At 64.5% G+C, this 12390-nt stretch carries 11 protein-coding genes; 7 read left to right on the forward strand and 4 right to left on the reverse strand.

Annotated elements, in window-relative coordinates; translation table 11 throughout:
* Positions 1-27 precede the first annotated feature (27 nt).
* On the reverse strand, positions 28-351 hold the full coding sequence (locus V2L18_RS00730; RefSeq protein WP_336175755.1) for a DUF2293 domain-containing protein: 324 nt from the start codon (positions 349-351) through the stop codon (positions 28-30).
* A 376-nt stretch (positions 352-727) separates the two neighbouring features.
* Between V2L18_RS00730 and V2L18_RS00735 the strand changes: the two genes are divergently transcribed.
* From V2L18_RS00735 to V2L18_RS00745, 3 genes are all read left to right on the forward strand, one after another.
* On the forward strand, positions 728-2473 hold the full coding sequence (locus tag V2L18_RS00735; protein ID WP_336176364.1) for a radical SAM protein: 1746 nt from the start codon (positions 728-730) through the stop codon (positions 2471-2473).
* A 106-nt stretch (positions 2474-2579) separates the two neighbouring features.
* Positions 2580-3188: an MOSC domain-containing protein gene (locus tag V2L18_RS00740; protein WP_336175756.1), complete on the forward strand. Its 609-nt coding sequence runs from the start codon at positions 2580-2582 to the stop codon at positions 3186-3188.
* Between the two features lie 134 nt (positions 3189-3322).
* Entirely contained in the window at positions 3323-3754 is a 432-nt protein-coding gene (locus tag V2L18_RS00745) for a DUF4399 domain-containing protein (RefSeq protein WP_336176365.1), read from the forward strand.
* Positions 3755-3769: 15 nt separating this feature from the next.
* On the opposite strand, the gene V2L18_RS00750 is transcribed toward V2L18_RS00745, so the two are convergent.
* A complete protein-coding gene (locus tag V2L18_RS00750; RefSeq protein WP_336175757.1) occupies positions 3770-4723 on the reverse strand; it encodes a LysR substrate-binding domain-containing protein in 954 nt (317 codons plus the stop codon).
* 350 nt (positions 4724-5073) lie between these two features.
* On the opposite strand from V2L18_RS00750, the gene katG reads away from it, so the two are divergent.
* A complete protein-coding gene (gene katG / locus V2L18_RS00755) occupies positions 5074-7257 on the forward strand; it encodes a catalase/peroxidase HPI (RefSeq protein WP_336175758.1) in 2184 nt (727 codons plus the stop codon).
* Between the two features lie 252 nt (positions 7258-7509).
* Here katG and V2L18_RS00760 read toward each other — a convergent pair whose 3' ends face one another.
* Entirely contained in the window at positions 7510-8040 is a 531-nt protein-coding gene (locus V2L18_RS00760; RefSeq protein WP_336175759.1) for a cysteine hydrolase family protein, read from the reverse strand.
* Positions 8041-8074: 34 nt separating this feature from the next.
* On the reverse strand, positions 8075-8629 hold the full coding sequence (gene tsaA / locus V2L18_RS00765; protein WP_336175760.1) for a tRNA (N6-threonylcarbamoyladenosine(37)-N6)-methyltransferase TrmO: 555 nt from the start codon (positions 8627-8629) through the stop codon (positions 8075-8077).
* A gap of 419 nt (positions 8630-9048) precedes the next feature.
* Here tsaA and V2L18_RS00770 point away from each other — a divergent pair, with 419 nt between their 5' ends.
* The 3 genes from V2L18_RS00770 to V2L18_RS00780 all read left to right on the forward strand — a co-directional run bounded on the left by V2L18_RS00770 (position 9049) and on the right by V2L18_RS00780 (position 12389).
* Positions 9049-10137, forward strand: a complete 1089-nt coding sequence (locus V2L18_RS00770) for a DUF2336 domain-containing protein (protein WP_336175761.1) — start codon at positions 9049-9051, stop codon at positions 10135-10137.
* Between the two features lie 97 nt (positions 10138-10234).
* Positions 10235-10951, forward strand: coding sequence for a phenylalanine--tRNA ligase beta subunit-related protein (locus V2L18_RS00775; RefSeq protein WP_336175763.1), 717 nt, complete (start codon positions 10235-10237; stop codon positions 10949-10951).
* Positions 10952-11312: 361 nt separating this feature from the next.
* Positions 11313-12389, forward strand: coding sequence for a metalloregulator ArsR/SmtB family transcription factor (locus tag V2L18_RS00780; protein ID WP_336175764.1), 1077 nt, complete (start codon positions 11313-11315; stop codon positions 12387-12389).
* The last annotated feature ends 1 nt before the right edge of the window (position 12390 follow it).

The following is a 12390-nucleotide window of genomic DNA, read 5'->3' on the forward strand; positions in this document are numbered from 1 at the left end:
CGGGGGAGGTCCGGTCGGCCCCGGTTTTCATCGAGGTTCCGCCAGGTTCTCCTCCGCCTCCACCTGTCGTGCGCAGCCCCATTTTGTCAGCACTTCGTTCATCGCGTCGATGACGAAAAACCGCGCCGCGTCCGGCTCGTAGCCTTCGGCCAGGAGCGTGTCGTATTCGGTGTGGGCATGACGGGCGCGGGACGTGGTGGCGAGCCACACCGCGATCGCCGGCGGAAGATGCCGCAGGTGACCGGCCAGGGCCGAAGCGAAAATTATCTCGGCATCCTCCATCGGCACGCGCGGAACAAGGCCGCGCAGCGCCTTGCGTATGTCTTTTTGTCGTCGGGTTCCGCCGTTCACTCGTACTTCCGTCATCATTGGCGAGGCAAAGTGGCACTCTGATTGTCACATGGGTGCTGAAGATTTTGTCGTGGGGTGGTCTTTACCTTGCGTCATACGTCCGCAGTCTCCACAATATACCGGCAACGGCACCGCGGCTGAAAGCGTCCATGGGCGCGGGCTGCGGCGTTGGCAGTGCGGGCGGTCGGTCGGGACACGTGAACGCGCCACCACCGGCTTCTTCCGGCGCAAGGACATTGGGGACCACATGGCCGCACCTGGCATCGAGCCGATCACCGGGGGCAATCCGCCCGCCGGAGCTTCCGCCGCCGCGCGGCACCTTGCCGAAACCGGGGCTGAGGAAGCGGGAAAGCCATCGGGCCTCTTCCATTTCGTCATGATCAAGCCGACCCATTACGACGATGACGGCTATCCGATCCAGTGGCTGCGCTCCGCCATTCCCTCCAACACGCTCGCCTGCCTCAACGGTCTGGCCGAAGATGCGCGCGCGCGCAAGGTGCTGGGTGAAGGCGTCGAGATCCGGCTTCACACCTTCGATGAGACCAACCGTCGTGTGCGGCCGGAAAAGATCGCCCGGATGATCGAGAGAGAGGGCGGCACCGCGCTGATCGGGCTCGTCGGCGTGCAGTCCAACCAGTTTCCCCGAGCGCTGGATCTCGCTCGCGCCTTCCGTGCCCATGGTCTTGCCGTGATGATCGGCGGTTTCCATGTCTCCGGCTGCATCTCGATGCTGCCGGAAATGCCCCCGGAAATGGTCGCCGCGCAGGCCGAGGGCATCTCGTTCTTCGCCGGCGAAGCGGAAGAGCACCGGCTCGACGAGGTCTTTCGCGAGGCCTATGCCGGCACGCTCAAGCCGCTCTACAATTACATGAAGGACCTGCCGGGCCTCGTCGACGAGCCGACGCCGATCCTGCCCTCCCAGCACATCGGCCGCACGGCCGGGGCGCATTCCTCGTTCGATCTGGGACGCGGCTGTCCCTATCAATGCTCGTTCTGCACCATCATCAACGTGCAGGGACGCAAGAGCCGGTTCCGCTCGCCCGACGATCTTGAGCGCATCATCCGCGATAACCTCGCGCAAGGCATCAACCGCTTCTTCATAACCGACGACAATTTCGCCAGAAATCGGGAATGGGAAGCGTTCTTCGACCGGCTGATCACCCTGCGGGAAGATGAGCGGCTGGACATCAAGTTCATCATCCAGGTCGATACGCTGTGCCACAGGATCGACGGCTTCATCGAGAAGGCGACGCGGGCGGGCGTCAACCGGGTGTTCATCGGGCTGGAGAACATCAATCCGGAAAACCTGCTGGCCGCCAAGAAGCGGCAGAACAAGATCACCGAATATCGCGACATGCTGCAGGCCTGGCGCGCGCGCGGCGCCACCACCTATGCCGGCTATATTCTCGGCTTTCCCGGCGACACGCGCGAGACGATCCTGCGCGACATCGCCATCATCAGGAAGGAACTGCCGCTCGACCTGCTGGAGTTCTTCTTCCTCACCCCGCTTCCCGGTTCCGAGGACCACCTCAACCTTTACAAAAAAGGCGAATGGATGGACCCCGATCTCAACAAGTACGACCTCAACCACCGCGTCGCGCATCATGGCAAGATGTCGGATGCGGAATGGGAACAGGTCTACCGCGAGGCGTGGGATGCCTATTATTCGCCCGATCACATCGAGACGGTGCTGCGCCGCGCCGCCGCCCACCCAAAGGGGCGACCCGGCAACAAGCTCTTTCTCATGCTCTGGTTCTACCTGATGGTGAAATACGAGGGCGTGCATCCGCTGGAAGGCGGCTATTTCCGTCTCAAGCACCGCCGCGACCGGCGCAAGGGCCTGCCGCTGGAGAACCCGCTCACCTTCTACCCACGTTTCGTCGCGGAGACGGTGAGGAAACATCTGGGCTATGGCAACGATCTGGCGCGCGCCTGGTGGCGCTATCGCCGTGTGAAGGCCGATCCGAACCGGCGCTCCTATACCGACCGGGCTCTGTCGAAGGGCGATCTCGATCTGGAGGAACTGGAGATGTTCACGCAGACGACCGGCGGCCAGGCGGCGGTGGAGAAATCGAGGCGCGACAAGAAACTGCGGGCCGCCGCGCGATCCGCGGCGGAGTAGGCGTGCGGGCGATCGAGGGCAGAGCCTTGGGCAGGCGTCCGCTCGACATGCGCTTTCGGGGCGGTTAATCCTCGGCCTTCCGCTTTTCGCATCGAGGAAGTGCTCCATGACCGCCGATCTGTTCAGCGCCGAGACGCCGCGCATTCTCCGCGCCCGCAAGATCTCTGGCACGGTCGCCCGGTTGCTGGCGGCGGAAGGCGATGGTTTTGCCACCAGCGCGGTCGACAGCCTGACATTTACCTTCGATGGTATTCCCGGTGATGTTCACGCAGGCGCGACGCGGCGCTCCGGTGGCCGCGAGCCGTGGTATCCGCGTGGCACGGAAATGCGCAACGAACGTCAGATATCGATCCTTGCCAGCGACGAGCTTGCCGAAGCGGCGCGGCGGATGGAGATCGAGACGATCGAGCCGGAATGGATCGGCGCAAACATGGTGCTGGACGGGCTGCCGCGCCTGTCCATGATCCCGTCGCGCACACGCCTTGCCTTCGAAGGGGGAGCGGTGTTGCGCGTCGACGGGCAGAACGCGCCCTGCCGCATCGCTGGCCGCTCCATTGCCGCGCATTACCCCGACCGCGAGGGACTGGATCTCGCCTTTCCCAAGGTGGCCGCCCGGCTGCGCGGGCTTGTCGCCTGGGTAGAAAAGCCGGGCACGGTGGTGCCGGGCGAGAAGGTGACGGCGAACATTCCCGAGCAGTGGATCTACGAAGGGTAGGGCGAACTGAGCGCGCGGCCGGGGTGCCCGGATGCGGTCGCAGTCGCCTCGGCCTCCATAGCCCGCAATCCTGCCACGTTGCTCCGCTCTGATGGGTGCCGTTGCGGAAATACTGGCAGATGAGGGAGGACGCCATGTACCGGATTTTAGGGGCCATTGCGGTCGCATTGCCGCTCGGGCTATTGCCCGCAGCTGCGCTCGCCGGCGAAACGCCCGCGCCCGAGGGCGCGAAGGTCTACATCATCCAGCCCAAGGACGGAGCAACGGTAAAGAGCCCTGTCACGGTTCTCTTCGGTCTGGAAGGCATGGGGGTGGCACCGGCCGGCGTCGCCAAGGACAAGACCGGCCATCATCACCTGCTCATCGATACCGAGATGACGGGCGAGGCGCTCAACGAGCCGATCCCCTCCGACGATCATCACCGCCATTTCGGCGGCGGTCAGACGGAGGCCACGATCGATCTGCCGCCGGGCAAGCACACGTTGCAGCTGATCATGGGCGATGCGAACCACATCCCGCACACTCCGCCCGTCATGTCGGACAAGGTGACGATAACGGTCGAGTGACGACGGGCCGCGCTTTCATCCCGGTGCGGCGGCGTGCGGCTCCGCTGCTTCGGGGGGCGACGTCTGCGGCCTGGCGGGCGCGTGGGTGTCCGCCGCCGTGATCAGTTCCGCGAGCGCCTCGAAATCGTGCTTGCGCGGCGAGGTCTTGCGCCAGGCGAGGCCGATTGTGCGCGCCGGCTGCGGCTCCACGAAGCGCAGCAGCGCGATGCGCTCGTCGCGCACCTCCACGTCGGTGCAGATTTCCGGCAGCAGGGTGACGCCATAGCCGGCGGCCACCATCTGCATCACGGTCGTCAGGCTGGTCGCGCCGAAATTCGAAAAGCGGCCCATGCCGAGCGGCGAGCAGTAGGTCAGCGCCTGGTCGCGCAGGCAATGGCCCTCCTCCAGCAGCATCAGCTTGTCCGGCGCGATCTCGCCCGGCGCCACCCGTCGGCGTTCATCGAGATCGGGGGTGGCCTGGGTCGCGAGCAGGAAGCGGTCTGAAAACAGCGGCATGGTCTCCACGTCGCCGTGGCCGGCCGGCAGCGCCATAAGCACCACGTCGAGGTCGCCATCGACGAGTTCGTCGATCAGCGTTTCCGTCAGCGTTTCGCGCAACCTGAGGTCGAGCCCCGGGTATCTGTGTTCCAGTGCCGGCAGCACGCGGGGCAGGAGATAGGGCGCGATGGAGGGAATGATGCCGAGCCGCAGGGAGCCGTTGAGGACGCTCGCCGTGTGCCGGCCGTAGTCCATCAGGTCGCGCGCCTCCGACAGGATGACGCCGGCCCGCCGCGCCACCTCGCGGCCTTCCCGCGTCAGGCGCACCTCGTTGGGGCGGCGCTCAACCAGCGTCACGCCGAGCTGCGCCTCCAGCTCGCGGATCTGCATCGACAGAGCCGGCTGGGTGACGGCGCAGGCCCGGGCGGCCTTGCCGAAGTGGCGATGACGGGCGAGCGCCTCGAAATAGCGCAACTGTTTCAGGGTGATCATGAGCGATAAGATAACCTTATCGATACCCCCATGCAAACGAATTAGAATTAATCAAATCAGCGGGCCATACTCTTTCATGCGAGCGGCGGGAAAGACGGTTTTTCGCGTCGCCTTCGTCATCCGGGAGCTGTTCCGGGTGAAACCTGCGCCAAGTATTATAGTATTGTTTTTATTATATTTATTGGAACGAACATTGGCGTGGAAATGGGATTTTGGTGGTGCGCGCGCTGCACCCGGGCTTTGTGGGCCGCCAGAGGTTCGCGCCCGATCCAGCGCAAACAAGAAATCGCGAAAGCCGGGGCCAAACATGGGGCTGCGGGCAAGCCGACAACACGGGTTAGGAGAGGACGATGGACGCGAAACTCAAGGAAGTGAACGATACCACGGGCAAGTGCCCGGTCATGCACGGCGGCAACACGGCGCTGAGCTCCAACGTGATGGAGTGGTGGCCGAACGCGCTGAACCTCGACATCCTGCACCAGCACGACACGAAGCCGAACCCGATGGGCAAGGACTTCGACTATCGCGAGGAGCTGAAGAAGCTCGACGTCGCGGCGCTGAAGAAGGATCTCACCGACCTCATGACCGACAGCCAGGAATGGTGGCCGGCCGACTGGGGGCATTACGGCGGGCTGATGATCCGCATGGCCTGGCACGCGGCCGGCTCCTACCGCATCGCCGACGGGCGCGGTGGCGGTGGCACCGGCAACCAGCGCTTCGCGCCGCTCAATTCCTGGCCGGACAATGTCAGCCTCGACAAGGCACGTCGCCTGTTGTGGCCGATCAAGAAGAAGTACGGCAACAAGGTCTCGTGGGCCGACCTGATCATTCTGGCGGGCAACATCGCCTACGAATCCATGGGGCTGAAGACCTTCGGCTTCGCCTTCGGTCGCGAGGACATCTGGCACCCGGAAAAGGACGTCTACTGGGGCGCGGAGAAGGAATGGCTGGCGCCGTCCGACGAGCGCTACGAGAATGTCGACGATCCCAAGACGATGGAAAACCCCCTTGCCGCGGTGCAGATGGGCCTGATCTACGTCAATCCGGAAGGCGTCAACGGCACGCCCGATCCGCTGAAGACGGCCGCCCAGGTGCGCGAGACCTTCGCCCGCATGGCGATGAATGATGAGGAAACCGTGGCGCTGACGGCTGGCGGCCACACCGTCGGCAAGACCCATGGCAACGGCGACGCCAAGGCGCTCGGGCCGGAGCCGGAAGCCGCAGGTGTGGAAGCGCAAGGCATGGGCTGGGACAACCCCAACCAGCAGGGGCTCGCCAGCCATGCCGTGACCTCGGGCCTCGAGGGCGCGTGGACGACCCATCCCACGACCTTCGACATGGGCTTCTTCGACATGCTGTTCGGCCACGAGTGGGAACTCAGGCGCAGCCCCGCGGGCGCCCAGCAGTGGGAGCCGGTCGACATCCGCGAAGAGGACAAGCCGGTCGACACCTCCGATCCCTCGATCCGTCACAACCCGATGATGACGGATGCCGACATGGCCATGAAGATGGACCCGACCTACCGGGCCATCTGCGAGAAGTTCATGGCCGATCCGGAGTACTTCAAGGACACCTTCGCCCGCGCCTGGTTCAAGCTGACCCATCGCGACATGGGCCCGAAGTCCCGCTACATCGGTCCGGACGTGCCGGCCGAGGACCTGATCTGGCAGGACCCCGTTCCCGCCGGCTCTACTCAGTACGATATCGGCAACGTCAAGGCGAAGATCGCGGCGAGCGGGCTCTCCATCGGCGAACTGGTGTCGACCGCATGGGACAGCGCGCGCACCTTCCGCGGCTCCGACATGCGCGGCGGCGCCAACGGCGCGCGTATCCGTCTCGCTCCCCAGAAGGATTGGGAAGGCAACGAGCCGGCGCGTCTGGCCAAGGTGCTTTCCGTTCTGGAGCCGATCGCGGCCGAGGCCGGGGCGAGCATCGCCGATGTGATCGTGCTGGCGGGCAACGTGGGCATCGAGAAGGCTGCGCAGGCAGCCGGCTTCGATATCTCCGTGCCGTTCGCGCCCGGCCGTGGCGATGCCACCGACGAGATGACGGATGCCGACAGCTTCGAGCCGCTGGAGCCGATCCACGACGGTTACCGCAATTGGCTGAAGCAGGACTACATCGTCTCGCCGGAAGAGCTGATGCTCGACCGCACCCAGCTGATGGGCCTGACGGGGCCGGAAATGACCGTGCTCGTCGGCGGCATGCGCATGCTCGGCACCAATCATGGTGGTACCAAACACGGCGTGTTCACCGACAGGCCGGGCGCGCTGACGAACGACTTCTTCGTCAACCTCACCGACATGGCCAACACCTGGGTTCCCGTGGGCGACGGCACCTACGAGATCCGCGACCGCAAGTCCGGCGCGCTCAAGTGGACGGCCACGCGCATCGATCTGGTGTTCGGATCGAATTCGATCCTCAGGGCCTATTCGGAGGTCTACGCCCAGGACGACGCACAGGAGAAGTTCCTGAAGGACTTCGTCGCCGCCTGGACGAAGGTGATGAACGCGGACCGCTTCGACATCGCCTGAGCGGCGCCGATGTGAAACAGGGCGGGGCCTCCGGCTCCCGCCCTGCCCCTGACGTCAACAATCCGATCCCGAATGCCCGGCTGCCTCACACGCCGGGTGGGTGCAACTCGCCGGTGCCTGAGGGCACCGGTTTTTTTTCGGGCGTCGCCCGGCCCGCCCGCTCTTGCAAACGACTGCGGCAGACCGTCATCTGGAACGTTTTCGGATCAGACGGAATCGTCCGATCGGTAAGAAATCGCTCCAGATCAATACCTAGAGCATGGCCGATGTGTCGATGACCCGCGCGAAGTCCGCTTCGAGATGAGCCATTGTGACATCGAAGGCGGTGCGGGCGGATAACCCTGCGTCAGGCAGGCTGAAGGCGATCACGGCGTCCCGTACCACCGTCATGTTGAAACCCAGATCCGCCCCGCTCCGGACCGTGCTGTTGACGCAAAACCCTGCCACGGCACCCGTGACGACCAGATCGGTGATGCCGTTCCGGTGCAGGTGCGCGGACAGATCGGTCGAGGCGAAGGCGGACGACGTGTGTTTCCGGAAAACCGGCTCGCCATCCAGGGCCTCCGCGCACGGCATGGGAGCATAGCCTGCCGCATCCGGATGAAACGGCGAGGCAGGGTCTTCGGCGTGGTGCCGGATATGGAGAACCGGCAGCCCCTTTTGGCGGAAGGTCGCGGCAAGCTTGGCAATCCGGTCCGCCGCATCCGCGTTGACGCACTCCCGGCCGCTGTCGATGCGATGTTGCATCTCCATCTGCATGTCGATGATGATCAGTGCTTCCAACGGGCTCGCTCCTGTCGCTGCGCCGGCTTGAGTTCTACCTCTCTTCCCCGGTGTCGCCTTCCGGCACCTCGGCAAGGTCTTTTGACCGGCGGCCAGGATAGGGCACGTGACCGCGCCAGCCGACCTGCGCGTCCGGCCGGGCGTCGGTATCGGGGAAATAGGGCTTGATGTCGATCAGCGGCGTGCCGTCGAGGCAGTCGAGGCCGCGCACGTCGAGCCCGGTCTCGTCGACTTTCAAAAGGTCCACGACGGAAAGCGCGATCGGGTTGGGCCTTGCGGGCGAGCGCAGCGCGAAGACGCCGTGGGTCTTGTCGTCGAAGGCCGGCGACTGGATGATCAGGTTCCGCGGGGCTTCGTGCATCCAGTAAAGAATGTAGAGGTGGGAGCACCCCTCCACCGATTGCAGCCCCAGCCTGAAGGGCTCGTCCAATTCGATGCGACAGACTTCCTGATTGCCGGCGCCACGGCGCGGGCAATCGCTTCGCGTTTTCCACGGGGTGTGGATGCGGCCGATGAAGATGACCGCGGCGTCCCGGGCGGTCTCGGCCGGGTCGAAGGGGAGGGCTATTTCGCCCGGGCGTTTTTTCATGGAACGTTTGGGTCCGTTTCATACAGGGCCGGTTAGCAAAATCGAAATTAGCATTGCCCGGGGGAGGGCATGCAAGTCATCGCTTCGACGCAGGCGCGGCACCCCGTTGACCCACCGGCAAGGTCGCGGTTGCCGCCGTGCGGCATCCGCGCGTTGGCGCGCCGCCTTCGCGAGATCCGGTCAAACGTTATTTCTTTCAATAAGATAGTCCGGTCACGCTCGCCCCTGGCATTTTCTGCAGGGGTGCGCCGACATTTTATTTCGAATTTTAATCAAATTAGGATTGCGTTTTATTTGAAATTTATTCGGTTTAAATGAAAAACAGCCTCAAAAAAACGCGACTCGTACGTCGAATATTTAATCCGTCTGGCTCTACAAAATCCCTGGAGCGACACATAAACCTGGCGGCAGAGTATCCAATGAGCGAGTCAATCCACACGGAACTTGTGAACTTCTCGATGCTCGAGGAGGCTGCGACTCAGGAGCAGCGCGAAGAGCTGACCCGCAACGTCGTCAATCTTTACTCGCTGACATCGGCGACCTGCTCCAAGGAGCAGATGGACATTTACGACGCGGTGCTGATGCGGCTCGCTGACCTCGTCTCCGACGACGGGCGCAGCCACATGGCGGAGACGCTTTCGAAATTGCGCCGCGCGCCGGAATCCGTCGTTCTCAAGCTCGCCAACGACATCATCGACGTCGCCCGGCCGCTGCTGGAGAAATCGACCATCCTGCGCGACGCGGACCTGATCGAGATCGCCAACCGCTGCACCCAGGAGCACATGCAGGCGATCGCGGTTCGCGACGTGCTGTCGGAAATGGTGACCGACGTGCTGGTGGACAAGGGCGAGGCGCCGGTCAAGCGCACGCTGGCCGCCAATCCGGGCGCCGCGTTTTCCGACCAGAGCGTCAACAAGCTGCTGCACGCAGCCGAGGGCGATCAGGAGCTTCAGCTCAATCTCGGCCTCAGGTGCGACCTGCACGACGACTACATCGTCCGCCTGATCGCGATCGCCTCCGAACAGGTGCGCCAGCGTCTGGTGGAACAGGGCGAAGGCGGCACCGCCTCGCGCATTCCCCAGGCGGCCCGTCTCGCCGCGCAACGCATGTCCAACGAATACTGGCTCGCGCGCTACGATTTCGAGACGGCGCAGGAGGCGGTCATCGGCCGCTTCGGCCGCAACGGCCTGTCCGAACAGCTTCTGCGCCGCTTCGCCGAGGAGGACCGTTTCCCCGAAGCCGTGGTGACGTTTGCCTGCCTTGCCGGTATCGGCCTGTCGGAAGCGATGCACTGGATGGTGCGGGTGGATACCCAGCCCTTCGTCGTCATGGCGCGGGCCTGCGGGCTGACGCCGATGACCGTGCAGGCACTGCTCAAGATCGGCCCGTGGCGTCATCGTCTGTCGGCGGACATGCGCATGGAGACCTTCAACCGCTACCAGTCGCTCAACCGCGACAAGGCGCGCCGCATGGTCGCCATGTGGCGCGACCAGCGCATGGCGAGCTGAGGCACCCGCGCAACGCCGCAAGAATTGCGGTTGAAATTGTCAGTCGGCCCGGCTTGGAAATCTTTCCAATGTCGGGCCGTTTGGCTAATGATGGTGCATGCGCCTCGACATTTCCGATCTCGCTCAGGATTTTCCCGATTTTCGCGTGGCGGCCGTGCTGGTCGCCGGCGCTCTCATTGCGCCGCGCAACGATCATCTGGGCGAGGAAATCGCAAAACGCGAAGAGGACTTTCGCGCGCGCTGGGGCGAGACGGCATTGTCCGAGATCCCGGGCGTCGCGGTCTGGCGCGCAGCCTACCGCGCCTTCGGCATCAAGAAGACGAGCTATCGCTGCTCGGTGGAGCGGCTTGCCAAGAACGCGCAGAGCGCGCGGCCGATGCCCGAGATCAACGCCTTCGTCGATGCCTATAACGCGATCTCGCTGACCCATGTCATGCCGCTCGGCGCCGACGATCTCGATTGCGTCACAGGCGACATCGCCTTCCGCTATTCCCGTCCCGGCGACGATTTCCGCGACATGGGCGTCACCGACAGGCTCGGCGATCCGGTCAGTGATCCGCCCAAGGAGGGCGAGGTCGTCTATGCGGATGCCGACAAGGTCCTGTGCCGGCGCTGGAACTGGCGTCAGGATGCGCGCTCGCTCGTCACCGCGAAGACCACGCAGGCGCTTGTCACCGTGCAATATAACGGCGCGGGCGATCTGGAGGCGGCCGTCGAGGACTTGCGCGAAATTCTCCACCGCTATTGCGGCGGCACCAGCGCCTTCGTCATCGCCGAGGCCTCGAACCCGACGGTCGAACTGCCGGAGCTTTGAAGGCGGGGGCGGCAAACGCCGTGGGGACTGTCCTCCTCCACGCGAGACACCTTCCGTCCAGGCTATCTCACCGTCGTCATCACCCGGCGAAGTCCGGGTGATCCAGTACTCTCCGCGTTTGCCTCAGCCGGCGATGGATTGCCCGGACGAAGCCGGGCAATGACGGAGGAGAAATCTCGCAGGTAGCCAATAGCGCGCGCCAATCGGGTGGGACGAGAGCGCAACCTCTGTAACCCGTTCAGTCTCTCCTATCCGCGTAGACGTTCGCTAACCCTGTCCACCTTCCGCACCCCATTCCCCCTTGCAACGCCGTTCTCATCAGGTATAAAGATATCTTTATATCCATCTATGGAACGGACTGATGGTTTCCAGCGATCTCGCCTTGCCGCTTGACGATCTTCTGAACGGGCTGCGCGCCGCCGGCGAGGCGACGCGGGTGCGGCTGCTGGCGCTGCTCGCCCAGAGCGAACTCACCGTGAAGGACGCGACCTCCATTCTCGGCCAGAGCCAGCCGCGCATCTCCCGCCATCTCAAGCTTCTCACCGAAGCCGGCCTCGTCCAGCGCTTTCCCGAAGGCTCCTGGGTTTATTACCGGCTCGCCGACAACGCCCAGGGCGGTCTCGTGGAGGCGTTGCTGTCGCGGCTCGACGTCGGCGATCCGGTGGTGGAGCGCGATCGCGAGCGGCTCGATGCCATCAAGCGCGCGCAGGCCGAGGCCGCCGCCGCCTACTTCCGCGCCCATGCCGAAAGCTGGGATTCGCTGCGCACCCTCCACATCGCGGAAGACGCGGTGGAAGCCGCCATGCGCGAGGCGATCGGCGGGGAGCGGTTCGGCCGCATGCTCGATCTCGGCACCGGCACCGGCCGCGTGCTGGAACTCTTCTCCGACCTTTATGAAAGCGGGCTCGGGGTCGATACCAGCCACGACATGCTGCGGGTGGCGCGGGCCAACATGGAGCGCGCCGGCATGCATTCGGCCCAGGTGCGCCACGGCGACATCTATTCCCTGCCGGTGGCCGGCCAGCGCTTCGATGTCGTTACCATCCATCAGGTTCTCCACTATCTCGAGGATGTGCCCGGCGCCATCGCGGAGGCCGCCCGTGCGCTGATGCCCGGCGGACGGCTGCTCGTCGTCGATTTCGCGCCGCACGAACTGGAATTCCTCAGGACCGACCATGCCCACCGCCGGCTTGGTTTCTCGCACGAGCAGATGGCCGGCTGGCTGAGGGCCGCCGGTCTGGAGCTCGTTTCCATCCGCGATCTTCCGCCCCCGGCCGACCGGCCGGCCGATGCGGGAGATCCGCTCACCGTCACCCTCTGGCTTGCCCGCGACCCTCAGGTCGCCTCCCAAACCGCGTCGGAAACCGCGTCGCACGACGGCGCCGAATCCGTATCGGGGACCGAGATCGCCGCCGAGCCCGCCAAGGAAGTCGCCTGAC

The sequence above is a fragment of the Breoghania sp. JC706 genome, assembly GCF_037026715.1.
GTDB lineage: Bacteria > Pseudomonadota > Alphaproteobacteria > Rhizobiales > Stappiaceae > Breoghania.